This is a genomic window from Xanthomonas hortorum (assembly GCF_024339125.1).
In the GTDB taxonomy this organism is placed as follows: domain Bacteria; phylum Pseudomonadota; class Gammaproteobacteria; order Xanthomonadales; family Xanthomonadaceae; genus Xanthomonas; species Xanthomonas hortorum.
The window spans coordinates 3,313,530-3,330,069 of record NZ_CP101417.1; the positions used below are offsets into that span (position 1 = coordinate 3,313,530).

The 16,540-nt window shown below is 65.5% G+C and carries 12 protein-coding genes; all 12 read right to left on the reverse strand.

Translation table 11 applies throughout. The features are described 5' to 3' along the window. Window positions 1–65 precede the first annotated feature (65 nt). The 12 genes from NMB96_RS14240 to NMB96_RS14295 all read right to left on the reverse strand — a co-directional run bounded on the left by NMB96_RS14240 (window position 66) and on the right by NMB96_RS14295 (window position 16,321). A complete protein-coding gene (locus NMB96_RS14240; protein WP_255085068.1) occupies window positions 66–965 on the reverse strand; it encodes a hydrogen peroxide-inducible genes activator in 900 nt (299 codons plus the stop codon). Window positions 966–1,081: 116 nt separating this feature from the next. Beyond that, a complete protein-coding gene (locus tag NMB96_RS14245; RefSeq protein ID WP_255085069.1) occupies window positions 1,082–2,851 on the reverse strand; it encodes an ABC transporter transmembrane domain-containing protein in 1,770 nt (589 codons plus the stop codon). Then, window positions 2,848–3,450 (reverse strand): IMPACT family protein, encoded by a 603-nt coding sequence (locus tag NMB96_RS14250; RefSeq protein WP_043889120.1) that lies wholly within the window; start codon window positions 3,448–3,450, stop codon window positions 2,848–2,850. The genes NMB96_RS14245 and NMB96_RS14250 overlap by 4 nt, the downstream gene beginning before the upstream one ends. 131 nt (window positions 3,451–3,581) lie before the next feature. Beyond that, window positions 3,582–4,175, reverse strand: a complete 594-nt coding sequence (locus NMB96_RS14255; protein WP_006449471.1) for an LOG family protein — start codon at window positions 4,173–4,175, stop codon at window positions 3,582–3,584. A 220-nt stretch (window positions 4,176–4,395) separates the two neighbouring features. Further along, window positions 4,396–5,832, reverse strand: a complete 1,437-nt coding sequence (gene lpdA / locus NMB96_RS14260; RefSeq protein WP_023903550.1) for a dihydrolipoyl dehydrogenase — start codon at window positions 5,830–5,832, stop codon at window positions 4,396–4,398. Window positions 5,833–6,021: 189 nt separating this feature from the next. Beyond that, window positions 6,022–7,233: a dihydrolipoyllysine-residue succinyltransferase gene (gene sucB, locus NMB96_RS14265; RefSeq protein ID WP_183086828.1), complete on the reverse strand. Its 1,212-nt coding sequence runs from the start codon at window positions 7,231–7,233 to the stop codon at window positions 6,022–6,024. Between the two features lie 42 nt (window positions 7,234–7,275). Then, the gene (locus tag NMB96_RS14270; protein ID WP_023903552.1) at window positions 7,276–10,104 is read right to left on the reverse strand and encodes a 2-oxoglutarate dehydrogenase E1 component; all 2,829 of its coding nucleotides are present in this window, start codon (window positions 10,102–10,104) and stop codon (window positions 7,276–7,278) included. A gap of 181 nt (window positions 10,105–10,285) precedes the next feature. Continuing rightward, complete coding sequence (locus NMB96_RS14275) at window positions 10,286–11,218, reverse strand: GNAT family N-acetyltransferase (RefSeq protein WP_183086827.1); 933 nt, start codon at window positions 11,216–11,218, stop codon at window positions 10,286–10,288. Beyond that, complete coding sequence (locus tag NMB96_RS14280) at window positions 11,215–12,714, reverse strand: ribosomal protein uL16 3-hydroxylase (protein WP_023903554.1); 1,500 nt, start codon at window positions 12,712–12,714, stop codon at window positions 11,215–11,217. The genes NMB96_RS14275 and NMB96_RS14280 overlap by 4 nt, the downstream gene beginning before the upstream one ends. A 172-nt stretch (window positions 12,715–12,886) precedes the next feature. Further along, window positions 12,887–13,492, reverse strand: a complete 606-nt coding sequence (locus NMB96_RS14285) for a DUF3060 domain-containing protein (RefSeq protein ID WP_023903555.1) — start codon at window positions 13,490–13,492, stop codon at window positions 12,887–12,889. Between the two features lie 78 nt (window positions 13,493–13,570). Next, on the reverse strand, window positions 13,571–14,938 hold the full coding sequence (gene purB / locus NMB96_RS14290; RefSeq protein WP_023903556.1) for an adenylosuccinate lyase: 1,368 nt from the start codon (window positions 14,936–14,938) through the stop codon (window positions 13,571–13,573). A gap of 36 nt (window positions 14,939–14,974) precedes the next feature. Then, complete coding sequence (locus NMB96_RS14295) at window positions 14,975–16,321, reverse strand: hemolysin family protein (protein ID WP_043889122.1); 1,347 nt, start codon at window positions 16,319–16,321, stop codon at window positions 14,975–14,977. Window positions 16,322–16,540 lie beyond the last annotated feature (219 nt).

Consider the following 16,540-nt stretch of genomic DNA (forward strand, 5'->3'; position numbering starts at 1 on the left):
TGAAGCATTGACGAGTTGCAGGGAACGAACAAGGCCGCAGCGCTTATTCGACGCATAGGATTTTCCTATGCGGCCACCGCACGCAGGAGATCGGCGATCAACCCGAAGGCCGGCGCGCGTCCTGCGCCTTGCCGCCACAACAGCCCGATCTCCCTATAGTAGCGTCCGCCTTTGATCGGCCGAACGACGACGTCGTCGCCCTCGCGGATTTCCTGGCGCACATACAGGTCTGGCAATAGTGCAAGACCCATGCCCATTCCTGCCATCTGACGGATCGCATCCAGGCTGGTGCCTTCGTAATCGCGCAGGACGGTGGCGCCGACGTCCATGGCGATCGCGGCGATCTGTTCGGCCAGGCGGTATTCCGGCATCAGGGTCAGCAGGTTGGCGCCGCGCAGATCGGCCGGTGTGATGAAGGCTTTGGCACGCAACGGGTGATCTGCAGCCATGGTTACGTGCAGCGGTTCGCGGAACAGCCGCTCGCTATGCAGGCCGCGCCCGGCGACCGGCAATTGCGCAAGGATCACGTCATGCAGACCGCTGGCCAGGCCTGCGGCCAGCACCGTCGGCAAGCCTTCGCGCACATGCACGCGCAGCGCCGGGTGCTCGCGGTGCAGGCGCGCGACCAGGCTCGGCATCAGGTACGCACCGAGCGTGGGCGACACGCCCAGCCGGATGGTGCCGATCAGCGTGTCGGCCGAGGTGGCACGTACTTCTTCCAGGTCTGTGATGTCGAGCAGGATGCTGCGCGCGCGGTCGAGCAGATCGCGTCCCAGCGGTGTCAGGATCGCCGGCACGCCGCGTTCGAACAGCACTGCACCGATGATGGTTTCGAAGGCGCGAATCTGCTGCGACAGCGAGGGTTGCGACACGCCCATCTGCTCGGCGGCGCGGGTGAAGCTTCCGGTGTCGGCGAGCGCGACGAAATAACTAAGCTGGCGAATGGTGGTTCTAGGGCGGGGCATGCGTCACTTCGTTACCGTCACAGCGTTACTTCGGGAGTGCTCGGAGCGCACCACCGGCAAGGCGCCGGTGAGCGAAACGTACCGCCATGTCACTCAGGCAACAGCGCATCCAGGCGTCACTGATCGATGAACTGCAGCCGCGCCAGCTCTGCATACAGGCCGCCTTCGGCAATCAATTGCGCATGCGTGCCCTGCGCAACGATGCGGCCGGCATCCATCACCACGATGCGGTCGGCCTTGAGTACGGTGGCCAGGCGATGGGCGATGACCAGCGTGGTGCGGCCTTCCATCAGCCGGTCCAGCGCCTGCTGCACGGCACGCTCGCTCTGCGCGTCCAGTGCGCTGGTGGCCTCGTCCAGCAGCAGGATCGGCGCGTCCTTGAGCAATGCACGCGCAATCGCCACACGCTGCTGCTGGCCGCCGGACAGGCGTGCGCCGCGTTCGCCCAGTTCGCTGGCATAGCCCTGCGGCAGGGCGCGGATGAAGACATCGGCTTCGGCGGCAACGGCAGCGGCTTCCACTTGCGCATCGCTCGCTTCCAGGCGCCCATAACGAATATTGTCGGCGGCGCTGGCGGCAAACAGCGTGGGTTGCTGCGGCACCAAGGCAATGCGTTCGCGCAGCAGCACCGGATCGGTGTCGCGCAGATCCACATCGTCGATGCGCAGCTTGCCGCTGACCGGGTCGTGGAAACGCAGTAACATCGACAGCACCGTGCTCTTGCCGGCGCCGGAGGGCCCGACCAGCGCTACGGTTTCGCCCGGAAGGACATGCAGATCGAAGTGATCCAGGGCAGGCGCATCGGGGCGCTGCGGATAATGAAACACCACCTGATCGAAATGGATCGCGCCGCGCAGCGGCTGCGGCAATGGCTGCGGCGTGGCCGGCGCGACGATCACCGGTTGCTCGTCCAGCAATTCGCCAACGCGGCCCATGCCGCCGGCCGCGCGCTGCAACTCGTTCCAGACCTCGGCCAGCGCACCGACCGAACCACCGCCGATCAACGCGTACAACACGAATTGCCCCAGCGTGCCGGGCGTCATGCGCCCGCCGATCACATCGTGCGCACCCAGCCACAGCACCCCGACGATCGCGCCGAAGATCAGCATGATCGCCACCGCAGTGACGGTGGCCTGGGTACGGATGCGCAGCCGCGCGGTTTCGATCGCCGCCAACAAGGCCTGGCTGAAACGGTGGCTTTCGTAGCCTTCGCGCGCATGTGCCTGCACGGTGCGCACCGCGCCCAGCGTTTCGGCGGCCAGCGTGTTGGCGTCGGCCACACGGTCCTGGCTGGCGCGCGAGATCTTCTGCAGGCGGCGTGCGCCCAGCACGATCGGCAGCACTGCCAGCGGGATGCCGATCAGCGTGAACCCGGCCAGCCGCGGGCTGGTGACGAACAGCATCACCATGCTGCCGATCACCGTCACCGAGCTGCGCAAGGCTACCGACATGGTGGTGCCGATTACCCCACGCAGCAGCTCGCTGTCGGCCGACAGGCGCGAGACCAGCTCGCCGCTGCGGCTGCGATCATGAAAGCCGGCGTCCAGCCCGATCAGATGCGCGTACAACCGGCCACGCAGATCGGCGACGACTTTTTCGCCCAGCAACGCAACGAAGTAAAAGCGCGCGGCCGTGGCCAGTGCCAGCACCACCGCCACTGCAAACAACAGCGCGAAGGCCTGATTGATCTGCGAACCGCCGGAGAAACCGTGGTCGATCATCTGCTTGACCGCTGCCGGCAGGCTCAGCGTGGCGGCCGAAGATACTGCCAGCGCGATCAACCAGGCGGCGAACAGGCCGCGCTGGCGTTGTACGAATGGCCACAAGGTGCGCAGGCTGCCGAGCTTCCGCAATGGGTTGGGCCTGGCGGCGGCTGGCTGGTTCATGCGGCTTCCGGTGTTGAGAGGTGGACACGGTTGCGAGTGGCGTCGCACAGGCGGGTTTTCAAGCCGGCCAGTTGATCGGCAGGCAATTGCACGCGTAGCGCGGCGCCATTGGCGTCGAAATGTTCATCCAGCTTGTCGGCATGGAACGCGCTGAGTGCGGCATGCACCAGGCCCAGGTCGTCGAACTGGCACTGCAGGTCGAGCAGCGACAACGCGATCAATGGCTGTCGTGTCGCCAGCCGCAGGCATTCGGCCGCCGCGCCGCCGTAGGCACGTACCAGCCCACCGGCGCCCAGCTTGATGCCGCCGTACCAGCGTGTGACCACCACCACCACGCGATCAAAGCCCTGGCCATCGATGGCGGCCAGGATCGGCCGCCCGGCAGTGCCGCTGGGCTCGCCGTCGTCGCTGGAGCGGTACTCCTGCCCAAACCGGTACGCCCAGCAGTTGTGGGTGGCATCTGCAACAGACACGCGCTGCACGATCTCCAGCGCATGCGCAGGAGCGTCCAATGCAGCAGCGTTGGCCAGAAAGCGACTGTGCTTGATGTCCAGGCTGTGGTGCGCGTCAGCGGCGAGGGTATCGAGCATCGTCGCCATTCTATGCGAGCCGGTGATGCCTATCGCTGCGGCCAGTGTGACTACGGTTGCAAGCTGGCAGCTTGCGCGCACATGCGGTTGCACGGCGCACCTCGTGCAACCCGATCACATCGGTCAAGGACAGCAGTCGATTACACCAGTGTGGAGCGGCGCTTCTCGTCGATCCACTTGGATGCCTGCGCCGGCGTGTAGTGCTGCATCCACTCCAGCATCTGCGCCAGATCGTTGCCGTACCACAGGTCGGTGCGCTGGTCCGGATGCAGGAAGCGCTCTTCCACCATGCGATCGATCATGCCGATCAGCGGTGCATAAAAACCTTCGATATCCAGGAACGCGCAGGGCTTGTTGCCGATGCCCAGCTGGCGCCAGGTCAGCATCTCGAAGATCTCTTCCATGGTGCCGAAGCCCCCGGGCAGGGCGACGAAGGCATCCGACAGCTCGAACATGCGCATCTTGCGCTCATGCATGGAGCCGACGATTTCCAGCGTGGTCAGGCCGCGATGGGCCACTTCCCAATCGGCCAGCTGCTGCGGAATCACCCCGGTCACTTCGCCACCGGCCGCCAGCACCGCATTTGCCACCGTGCCCATCAAGCCGACGTTGCCGCCGCCATAGACCAGGCGCAAGCCCTGCTCGGCGATGCGCTGACCCAGCGCGGTGGCACGCTCGGCGTAGGCGGGTTTGTTGCCGGCATTGGAACCGCAGTAGACGCAGATGGATTTCATGGGATTCGGGAGTTGGGATTGGGGATTGGTTGAAGCGAGGGCGGCGTTGCGCTGATTGCACGTGGTGCTGTCGGCAGAGCCCGCGCTGATGTGTCTGAAGTTCTTGCCAGGCTTGAAAAACATAACGCCGGGTTTTCACCCGGCGCCATGTCATTGCCGGAAGGGGTCGGGACCGGGAGCCGCCGTCGCGAATCCCCAATCCCGAATCCACCAATCCCGATCAGTTCGCCTTATGGATCGCGCGCTTGCTCACTGCCATTGCGGCATCGTGGATCGCTTCGGACAGCGTCGGATGCGCGTGGCAGATGCGGGCCAGATCGTCGGCCGAGCCGTTGAATTCCATCGTCAGCACACCTTCGTGCACCAGTTCGGACACGCCCACGCCGACCAGGTGCATGCCCAGCACGCGGTCGGTTTCGGCATCGGCGATCACCTTGACGAAGCCGGCCGGCTCGCCCATGGCCACCGCACGGCCGATCGCCGCGAACGGGAAGCTGCCGGCCTTGTAGGCGACGCCTTCGGCCTTCAACTGTTGCTCGGTCTTGCCGACCCAGGCAATCTCCGGCTCGGTGTAGATGACCCACGGAATGGTGTCGAAGTTGACGTGACCAGGCAGGCCGGCGATCAGCTCGGCAACCGCAATGCCTTCTTCGAAGCCCTTGTGCGCCAGCATCGGGCCGCGCACGCAGTCGCCGACCGCCCACACGCCATCGACGCCGGTGTGGCAATGCGCGTCCACTTCGATCTGGCCACGCTCGTTGAGCTTGACGCCGGTACCGTCGGCCAGCAGGTTCTTGGTTGCCGCCTTGCGGCCCACTGCCACCAGCAGCTTGTCCACGGTGAGGGTCTGTTCGCCAGCGGCGTCGGTGTAGCTGACCACCACCTGCTTGGCATCGCCGCTGCCGGTGATCTCGGTCTTGCTGACCTTGGCGCCGAGCTTGATGTCCAGGCCCTGCTTCTTGAATTCCTTCAGCGCGGTCTTGGCGACTTCTGCATCGGCCAGCGCCAGGAAGTCCGGCAGCGCTTCGAGGATGGTGACCTCGGCGCCCAGACGCTTCCACACGCTGCCCAGTTCCAGGCCGATCACGCCGGCGCCGATCACGGCCATGCGCTTGGGCACGGCGGTGAAGTCCAGGCCGCCGACGTTGTCGACGATGGTGTCGCCTTCGAACTTGGCGAACGGCAGCTCGATCGACTCCGAGCCCGGCGCCAGGATCACATTGGTGCCCTTGAGCTCGATCTCGCCGCCTTCGTGCTGGGCGACCTTGACGATGTTGCCCGGCAGCAACTGGCCGAAGCCGTAGTACGGGGTGATCTTGTTCGCCTTGAACAGCATCGCGATGCCGCCGGTGAACTGCTTCACGATCTTGTCCTTGCGGCCGATCATGGTGGGCACGTCCATCTTGGCATCGTTGAAGCTGATGCCGTGGTCGCCGAACAGATGGCCCATGTTCCAGAACTGGCGCGAGGAATCCAGCAGCGCCTTGGACGGAATGCAGCCCACGCGCAGGCAGGTCCCGCCCAGGGCGGGCTTGCCGTCCTTGCCGAGTGCCGCGTCGATGCAGGCGACCTTCATGCCCAGCTGGGCCGCGCGGATGGCGGCGTGATAACCGGCCGGACCGGCACCGATGACGACGATGTCGTAGTTTTCAGCCATTTCTAAAGTCCTTTGCCTTTCCCTTCTCCCGTCGGGAGAAGGTGGCGCGTAGCGCCGGATGAGGGTGCGGCGGAGCGGAGATGGCGCTGCCGACTGGTGCTGCTTGGGTTTGGGGCGGACACCGTGCGATGCAAGTGCGGCCGTCCCCTCAAACCAACCCCCCTCCCGATGGGAGAGGGGCTGCAAGGCTTACAGGCCGAACAACATCCGGCCCGGGTTTTCCAGCTGGTTCTTGATGTCCACCAGGAACTGCACCGAATCCTTGCCGTCGATGATGCGGTGGTCGTAGGACAGCGCCAGATACATCATCGGCGCGATCACGACCTGGCCGTTCTCGGCGATCGGACGTTCCTTGATCGCGTGCATGCCCAGGATGGCGCTCTGCGGCGGGTTGATGATCGGGGTGGACAGCAGCGAGCCGAAAGTGCCGCCGTTGGTGATGGTGAAGGTACCGCCCTGCAGGTCGTCCAGGCCCAGCTTGCCGGCGCGCGCCTTGGCGGCGTAGTCGGCGATGCCCTGTTCGACTTCAGCGAACGACTGGCGCTCGACGTTACGCAACACCGGCGTGACCAGGCCCTTCTCGGTCGATACGGCGATCGAGATGTCGCTGTAGCCGTGATAGATGATGTCGTCGCCGTCGATCGAGGCATTGACCAGCGGGAAGCGCTGCAGCGCATTGGCGGCGGCCTTGACGAAGAAGCTCATGAAACCGAGCTTGATGCCGTGCGCCTTCTGGAATTCGTCCTGCAGTTCCTTGCGCGCGGCCGACACCTTGGCGAGATTGACCTCGTTGAAGGTGGTCAGCATCGCGGTGGAGTTCTTGGACTCCATCAGGCGCTTGGCGATGGTCTTGCGCACGCGGGTCATCGCCACGCGCTCTTCCGGACGGGCGCCGGATGCCTTGCCCACGCCGCCGGCCTTGGCGAAGTTGACGATGTCTTCCTTGGTCACCGCGCCGCGACGGCCGGTGCCGTCGACCTGCGCCGGGTCCACGCCCTGGGTGATCGCAGCAAAACGCGCACCCGGGGGCAGGGCATCGGCAGACGACTTGGACGCAGCTGCAGGTGCAGCGGCGGCAGCTGCCGGAGCGGCGGCCGGCGCAGCAGCGGCAGGTGCCGGTGCCTCAGCCTTCTTCTCGTCGGCCGGTGCGGCCGCAGCCACCGCGCCTTCTTCGATGATCGCCAGGATCTGGTTGCTGGTGACCGTGCTGCCGGCTTCGAACTTGATTTCCTTCAGCACGCCGTCGACGGGCGAAGGAACTTCCAACACGACCTTGTCGGTTTCCAGGTCGACCAGATTCTCGTCGCGCTTGACCGCTTCGCCGGCCTTCTTGTGCCAGCTGGCGATGGTGGCGTCGGAAACGGATTCGGGCAGTACCGGAACTTTGACTTCGGTGGCCATTCGGGGAGCGTCCTAGTGTGTGCGTTCTTTGGGGAAGAGGAGTTATTCAGCGACTTGGTCGTTGAACGGATTGAGGAGCGCATCGGCGACCAGCTTCTGCTGTTCGACGATGTGGTCGGCCATGTGGCCGGCGGCAGGCGAGGGCGAGCGGGCACGGCCGGCGTAATGCAGGCTCTGGGCGCCGGTCAGGCAGAAGTTCAGATGGTGGCGAATCTGGTACCACGCACCCTGGTTCTGCGGTTCTTCCTGACACCACACCACATCGGTGGCGTTGGCATAGGCCTTGAGCTCGGCCGCCAGCTGCGCACGCGGGAACGGATACAGCTGCTCCACGCGCAGGATGGCGACGTCGTCCTGGCCACGCTTGGTCTGGTCTTCGAGCAGGTCGTAATAGACCTTGCCCGAGCACAGCACCACGCGCTTGACCTTGCCGGCATCGGCCTTGGCATCGGGGATCAGATGCTGGAATTCGCCCTCGGCCAGTTCTTCCAGGCTCGACACCGCCAGCTTGTGGCGCAGCAGCGACTTGGGCGTCATCACCACCAGCGGCTTGCGGGTGGTCATGCGCATCTGGCGGCGGATCATGTGGAAGCACTGCGCCGGGGTGGTTGGCACGCAGACCAGCATGTTTTCCAGTGCGCACAGCTGCAGGAAACGTTCCAGACGCGCGGAGCTGTGCTCCGGGCCCTGGCCTTCGTAGCCGTGCGGCAGGAACAGCGACAGGCCCGCGATACGGCCCCACTTGGCTTCGCCGGCGGCGATGAACTGGTCGATCACCACCTGCGCGCCGTTGGCGAAGTCGCCGAACTGCGCTTCCCACACGCACAGCGCGTTCGGGTCGGTGGTGGAGTAGCCGTATTCGAAACCCATCACCGCTTCTTCGCTGAGCAGCGAGTCGATCACGGTGGCGTCTTCGGGGTTCTCGACCAACTGGCGCAGCGGCATGTAATAGCTGTCGCTCTTCTGGTCATGCAGGATCGCGTGACGGTGGAAGAACGTGCCACGACCAGCATCCTGGCCGACCAGGCGCAGCTTGTGGCCTTCGGCCAGCAGCGTTGCGTAGGCCAGGTTTTCGGCAAAGCCCCAGTCGCCGGCCTGCTGGCCGGCGGCCATCTTGACGCGATCGTCGTAGATCTTGGCCACACGTGCGTGCAGCTCCACGCCTTCCGGAATGGTGGTGATCAGCTTGGCCAAGCGGTCCAGCTGCTCGCGCTTGACACGGGTGTCGACCGGATCGGCAGCAGTGCCGACCAGATACTTCGACCAGTCGATGGCGAATTCGTCCGGCTTGCGCGTGGCCAGTTCGGTGGTGTATTCGCCCGAATCGAGCTTGTTGCGGTAGCCGTCGACCAGCGCCTTGGCCTCGTCGGCGCTCAGCACGCCATCGCTTTCCAGCTTGTTGGCGTACAGCTCGCGGGTGGTCTTGTGCTTGCGGATGGTCTGGTACATCACCGGCTGGGTCGCTGCCGGTTCGTCGGCCTCGTTATGGCCCCAACGGCGGTAGCAGACCAGGTCGATGACCACGTCCTTCTTGAACTGCTGGCGGAATTCATAGGCCAGCTTGGACACGAACATCACCGCGTCCGGGTCGTCGCCGTTCACATGGAAGACCGGCGCGCCGATCATCTTGGCCACGTCGGTGCAGTACAGCGTGGAACGGGCGTCGTCGCGGGCGCTGGTGGTGAAGCCGATCTGGTTGTTGATGACGATGTGCACGGTGCCGCCAACGGCGAAACCGCGCGCCTGCGACATCTGGAACAGCTCCATCACCACGCCCTGGCCGGCAAATGCGGCATCGCCGTGGATCAGGATCGGCAGCACGGTCTTGCGCTCGGCATCGCCGAAGCGTTCCTGACGCGAACGCACGCTGCCGACCACGACCGGGTCGACGATTTCCAGATGCGAGGGGTTGAACGCCAGCGCCAGATGCACCTGCTTGTCGGTGCCAACGGCGATGTCGGCCGAGAAGCCCATGTGGTACTTGACGTCGCCGGTGTGCGCGCGGTCGTCGTGGGCGTGCTCGAACTTGCCTTCGAACTCGTCGAACAGCTTGCGCGGGTTCTTGCCCAGCGTATTGACCAGTACGTTGAGGCGGCCGCGGTGGGCCATGCCGATCACGATGTCCTTGACCTGATCGTTGCCGGACTGGCGAATGATCTCGTCCATCATCGGGATCAGCGCATCGCCGCCTTCCAGCGAGAAGCGCTTCTGACCGACGTACTTGGTGTGCAGGTAGCGCTCCAGACCTTCGGCGGCGGTGAGCCGCTCCAGCGTGCGCTTGCGGCTGGCCGCGTCGCCGGCAATCTTGCCGCCGGCATCTTCCAGGCGCTTGTAGATCCACTGGCGCTGGTCGAATTCCTGGATGTGCATGAACTCCGCGCCGATGGTGCTGGCGTAGGTCGCCTTCAGGCGGGCCAGCAGGTCCTTCAGCTTCATCCGCGGCTGACCACCGACACCGCCGGTGCTGAACTCGCTGTCCATATCGGCCTGCGAGAGGCTATGGAACGGCAGGTCCAGATCGGGCGGGTTGACTGGTGGGGTGAGGCCGAGCGGGTCGAGCTGCGCGCCGAGGTGACCACGCGCACGGTAGGCAGTGATCAGGCGGCCGACGTTGCGCTCGCGCTCGTCACTGGTACCCGCGCCGGTTCCGGCATTGGCTGCCTGCTTGGAGGCAGTGAGGATGTGGGCGATGGCGGCCGAGTGCGGCACATCCCCGGCATCGCGACCTTTGAAGTCGTCGAAATAGCTCTTCCACTTCGGATCGACACTGTCCGGGGCGACGAGGTACTGCTCGTACAGATCCTCGATGTAGGCGGCGTTGCCGCCGGCGAGCTGCGATGACTGTGCGAACTGCTTTAGGAGATTATCCACGATGGTAAGTCGGGTCTGCTGTGAGGGGAGATTGTGCGGAAGCGGCAGGGCAAGATGCCCTATCGGTCGGTATCAAATCTCGAAAAATTATACCCCCTTGCGCTAATGACAGGGCGTCTGCGAGCTGACCGGACGGGTAGGTCGACCGGCCTCGCACCTACGTGCGAAGGGCGCTGCGGCGTCAGATGCCGAGCGCCCGCGGTTCGCTCCAAAGCGCGCTGCGCTCCCATATCTGCGCGAATTCGCGCTCCAGCTGACGACTGCGCGCGGCGCCCGACAGCCAGGTTTCGCCGTCGTCGAAGCGGTGGCCTGTTGGACGAAAGTAGTAGGCGTCATCGCCCACCACATAGGCCGACGCGTAGCTGCCATCGACCGGATCGCTGACCGCGCGGAAGCGAAACACGCTGGGCAGACGTTGGGCCAGGCGCAGCATTGCGCTGCCACTGGCGTTGGCGCTTGCGGTGTCCTGCACCAGCACGTGCACGCGTTTGTCATGCCGGGCGGTGGCGAAGCGACGCAGCGCATCGAGTGCCGCAGCGTTGTCGAACAGGGGCGGATCCAGTGCGCGCGTATAGATCAGTACTTGACGGCGCGCCGTACACAGCAGGCCGGTGGTGGCGGCAAGGGCTGCGCTCAGATTCTCGACTGCCATCGGGCCGTCGAGGCGGCGGTGCAGGGCAGTGCCTGCTGCGCCCTCCGTATCGAAGGCGCGGTCAGGACGAAATTCGGGGGAGGCTTCGGGCAGAAAACCGAGGCGTGCGAACACCGCTTCGGCATGTGTGTTGACGCGTGCGCTCAGGCTGGGCCAGCCGCGTTGGCGGGCGGTGTCCACTGCGGCGGCGAGCAATTGGTCGGCAATGCCACGGCGGCGCCAGTCGGGGAGCACGCCGAGCCGGTCGATGCGTCGGTCGGGTGTGAGCCGCACCGCGGCGATCAGCTGGCCGTCGTCAGTGCGCATGGCCAATTGCAGGCTGAGGGGATCCAGTGCGTCCCATTCGGCATCGCTGGTGGTGCTAGCGGTGCCGGTGGTGCACGCCAGGCGCAGCGCACGCAGGGCCGCGGCGTCGAGCGCCGGATCCAGCGAGACGGTCTGCGGCCTGGCGTGGTGGTTCATGCGCGCTTGGGCGACGCGTCGGTGTCGCCAGCGTCCGATGCCTCAGCGTCGTCGCTATCGTCGTTCTGATCGGCGTCTTCGCCTTGCCCGGCGTCACCGGCTTCGGCCGGGCCGTCCGCGGCGTCTGCGACCTGCTCGACGTCGGCTTCGGCGTCGATCTCCTCGTCCGCATCCTGCGTGTCGGGTTCGGCATCGTCGTGGTCGGCCGACAGGCTCAGTGCGTGCGCCTGGTCGTCGTCGATGTCCTCGAAGTCGTCGTCGTTCTCCTCGTGGGCGCGCTGGTAATGGCCCTGCGCCAGCAGCTCCAGCACCACCTCGCGGCCGCGGACTGACAACTGCGCATACAGCGCGCCGTCGATTTCTTCGGCGGCAGCCAGGCGCGCGGCGTCCTTGGCCGACAATGCAAATTCCAGCCCGCTGCAGAACAGCGTGGCGCCACGCTTGGCACGCCGCCAGGCCAGTCGCGACCATGGATGGCGATGCAGCAGCACGCCTTCTTCCAGAGCCTGCTCGACCGCCTCGCGTGGGATGGGTTCTGGCGCCGGCACCACGTCGCCGGAGGCGCGGTAGGTGGTCATGAAGCGGCCGAACCAGTCGCCCAGGCGATCCGGGTCGTTCATGCGCAGCGCGTTGAGTGCTTCGACCACGCGGTTCATTGCGGTGACGTCGATCTCGTACGGATCGGCGGGCACTTTGAGGTCTTCGTCGTGATAGCGCACGGCCTCGTCGGCGTCGGCGATCAAGGTGTCCAGATAGTCGCCGATCAGCTCGGCCGAGGACGGCGCGCGGGTGCCGATGGAGAAGGTCAGGCAGGCGTCTTCAGCCACGCCGTGGTGCGGCACCAGCGGCGGCAGGTACAGCATGTCGCCCGGGCCCAGCACCCAGTTGTGGGTGGGCTTGAAGGCGCTGAGCAGCTTGAGCTCGACATCGTCGCGGAATGCCAGCGGCGCGGCCTTGCGGCCCTGTTGCGCACGCGCGTCGATCTGCCAGCGGCGGTGGCCCTGGCCCTGCAGCAGGAATACGTCGTAATGGTCGACATGCGCGCCGACCGAGCCACCGGTGGCGGCGAAGCTGATCATGATGTCGTCGATCCGCCAGCGCGGCAGGAAGCGGAACTGCTCCAGCAAGGCGCGCACATCGGCGTCCCACTTGTCCACGTCCTGCACCAGCAAGGTCCAGTCGTGGTCGGGCAGGCCGGGGAAGTCGGTTTCCTGGAACGGGCCGGTGCGCACATTCCAGTCGTCGGTGGCGCGGTCGTGGCTGATCAGTCGCGCCAGCACGCCGTCTTCGCAGGCCAGGCCGGCCAGATCTTCGGGCTGCAGCGGCGACTGGAAGTCCGGGAACGCGTTACGGATCAACAGCGGGTGCTTGTGCCAGTAGTTGCGCAGGAAGCGCTCGACCGGCATGCCCAGCGGCTGGTCGCGGGTGGCATGGATCTCGAAAGGCAGCGGCGCGCCCTTTCTGGCGACGGTCTTTTTTGCGGCGGTCTTTTTCATGGTGTGACGGGTCCGACTGGGAAAAGCCGGCGCTGTGCGGCCGGCGAAGTGGCCTATTGTCGCCCAGCCCGCTGCGCGATGCCTTGCTGGCGTGTTGCACTAAGGTTTCAGTGCAGTCACGGCCACGCGAGGCATCGCCGGAACGTGCTGGTTGCTGGCGGGTATCAGCGGTTTAGCGGGTGGAAATCTGGTTGTCGCTGCCGTAGTCGTTGACCACGGCAGTGCCGGACTGCTGGGTGATGCGGTTGCCACGGCCGTGCAGCGTGGCTGCAGCGATCGCCTGCGCCTGTACCTGATTGTCGTCGCCAGGCACCCGCAGCGTGTCGATGCGTCCGGCCTTGAGTGTGGATTTGCGGCCGAATAGCTCAATGGTCTTGGCATCGCTTGCAAGGGTGACCTGGGCAGCGTCGGCAACGATGCGTACCGAGTCGGCGCGCTCGATCTGGACGATCGCATGCTCACCCAGCACCGCGATCGTGCCGCAATCGCCCTTGAAGGTCAGATTGGCGTTTTGTCCGGTCAGGTCGACGTTATGCCCGTCGCAGCTGACCGTGCCGCTGGTCGAGGTGACCATCAGCGTCGGCCGCTCGCCCGTGCTGGCGACCTGGGTGGCGCCGTCCATGCTCGGGACCGATGGCACGGAAGGCACCGATGGAACCGGTGCGATCGACGAGGCTGCCGGCGCTTGCGGCGCGGCAGCAGCGGACTCGGGAGCGGCCTGCTTTCCGCAGGCCACCAACGCGAGCAGGGACACATACAGCAGCGAGCGCAATGCCATGGCAATACTCCTGACAGCTGGATACAACGCAATGATGCGGGTCGCCGCAATGCGGCCAGATCGGGTGCGGCAGTCAGATCAGATGGCGCGCGCCAGCTGCTCGGCCAGGCCGGTATAGGCGCCCGGGGTCAACGCGCGCAGGCGCTGCTTGTCTTCTTCCGGCAACTGCAGGCTTTCCACAAACGCCTGCATCGAGGCGGCGGTGATGCCCTGGCCGCGGGTCAGTGCCTTCAATTGTTCGTACGGATTGGGCAGGCCGTGGCGGCGCATCACGGTCTGCACGGCTTCGGCCAGCACTTCCCAGGCAGCGTCCAGATCGGCGTTCAAACGCTCCGGGTTGACGGTCAGCTTGCCGAGGCCCTTGGCCAGCGAATCCAGCGCGACCTGGGTATGGCCGAAGGCGGTGCCGAGTGCGCGCAGCACGGTGGAATCGGTGAGGTCGCGCTGCCAGCGGCTGATCGGCAGCTTGGCGGAAAAGTGCTCGAACAGTGCATTGGCAATGCCGAAATTGCCTTCGGCATTTTCGAAGTCGATCGGGTTGACCTTGTGCGGCATGGTCGAGGAGCCGACTTCGCCTTCCTTGAGTTTCTGCTTGAAGTAGCCCAGCGAGATGTAGCCCCAGATGTCACGCGACAGGTCGATCAGGATGGTATTGACGCGACGGCTGGCGTCGCCGATTTCGGCCACGTTGTCGTGCGGCTCGATCTGGGTGGTGTAGGGGTTGAACACCAGGCCCAGGCTTTCGACGAAGCGCTGCGCGAATGCGGCCCAATCCAGGTCCGGGTACGACACCAGGTGCGCGTTGTAGTTGCCGACCGCGCCGTTGATCTTGCCGGTCAGTTCGACCGCGGCGATCTGCTTGCGCTGGCGCTCCAGGCGCGCGACCACGTTGGCGATTTCCTTGCCCAGCGTGGTGGGCGAGGCGGTCTGGCCATGCGTGCGCGACAGCATCGGCTGGCCGGCCTGGGCATGGGCGAGCGTGCGCAGGCTGGCGGTGATGCCGTCCAGCGTCGGCAGCAGCACCTCGCGGCGCGCCTGGTCCAGCATCAGGCCGTAGCTGAGGTTGTTGATGTCCTCGCTGGTGCAGGCGAAATGCACGAATTCCAGCGCTGGGCCCAGCTCGGCGTCATCCTTGAGTTGTTCCTTGATGAAGTATTCCACCGCCTTGACGTCGTGGTTGGTGGTGCGCTCGATCTGCTTGACGCGTGCGGCATCGCTCACGCTGAAGTCGTCGGCCAGGCGGCGCAGGGTCTGCGTGGCGTCGGCCGAGAACGGCGCCAGCTCGGCAATGCCCGGCTCGGCGGCCAGTGCCAGCAGCCATTCGATCTCGACCTTGACCCGCGCCTTGATCAGGCCGTATTCGGAAAAGATCGGGCGCAGCGCATCCACCTTGGAGGCGTAACGGCCGTCGAGCGGGGACAAAGCGAGCAGGGCGGAATCCGACATGGGCAGGGCACTGGGAGGCTGGCGGGGGTGGGTATTCTACGCCGCCCCGGCGCTCGCTTCGCCGATCGGGCGGACGGTGACGGCCTGGATCCGGTGCCCGTCCATGCGCCGCACGGTCAGCGCGTGGCCGTCCAGCTGCAGGGTTTCGCCTTCTTCCGGCAGCCGCTGCAGTCTGTGTACGATCAGCCCGCCGACCGAATTGACGTGGTCCGGCGCGCTCAGATCCCGGCCGAGCAGGCGTTCCAGGCGGAAGATCGAGGTGCTGCCGGCCACCAGCAGCGAGCCGTCCTGGCTGCGGATCGGCGCATCGCGCACCACGTGGCGATGCTCGTCCTCGATCTCGCCGACCATCACTTCCAGCAGGTCTTCCAGGGTGAAGAAGCCCAGGATGCGGCCCTGGTCCTCCACGCACAGCGCCAGATGGGTGGCGCCGGTGCGGAACTGCTCCAGCGCACTGGGGATCGGGGTTTCCAGAGTCAGCAGGGTGGCCGGGCGCAGCAGCGGGCGCAGATCGTCCAGGGCCTGGCCGCGCGCCATTGCCACCAGCAGATCCTTGGTATGCAGGATGCCCAAGACCTGCTCGCCCTCGGCATCGAACCACGGGTAGCGGCTATAGCGCGACTCGCTGAACTCGGCCAGCACCGATTCCAGCGTCGTGCCTTCGCGCAGGCTGCGCATGTGCTCGCGCGGGCGCATCAGGTCGCCGGCGACCAGGTCGGGCAATTCCAGCGCATGGCTCATCAAGGCCAGGCCGTGATCGGGCGTGGCTGCATTGGGGTCCTGGCGGCCGACGATGAGCATCAGCTCCTCGCGCGAGTAGCGATGCGATTGGTGCTCCACCTCGCCCCAGCCGAGCACCCGCAGCAACCGATTGGCGCTGGTATTGAGCACCCAGATCGCCGGATACATGGCCCAGTAAAAGACGTAGAGCGGCGCGGCGGTCCACAGCGACATCAGCTCCGGACGGCGAATGGCCATGCTCTTGGGCGCCAGTTCGCCCAGCACGATGTGCAGAAACGAAATCAGGCTGAAGGCAATGGCCAATGCGGTGAATTGCGCCGCTTCCGGCGACAGACCGAGCAAGTCGAACAGCGGCTGCAGCAGATGCGCAAACGCAGGTTCGCCGACCCAGCCCAAGCCGAGCGAGGCCAAGGTAATACCGAGTTGGCAGGCCGACAGATACGCATCCAGATGCGCATGCACCCCCAACAGCAAACGCCCGCGCCAACCGTTGTTCTGCGCCAGACCCACCGCCTGCGTGTGACGCAGTTTGACCAGCGCGAATTCGGCGGCGACGAAGAAGCCATTCAACAGCACCAGCAACAATGCCACCAACAGCAGCAGCACATTACCGAGCATGGCGTACGCCTGCGTGCTGTGCATCGGCGATCGTTCTATGCGCTATCTGCTGCGCGTAAGCGATGCTGCGGTGCGCAGAAGAGAAAGACGCAGGTGCTGCGTTTCTACAGTCAGGGTCGTCGCCCATGGCGGCGTGGTACCTCGTATTGATCGATGGGCAGTCTAGCCCACGGCTTGCGACGACATGGCCGCAACGCTGCGAGCGAGTATCGTAGGCAGCCTCGCCAGCCCGGGTACGCCCGC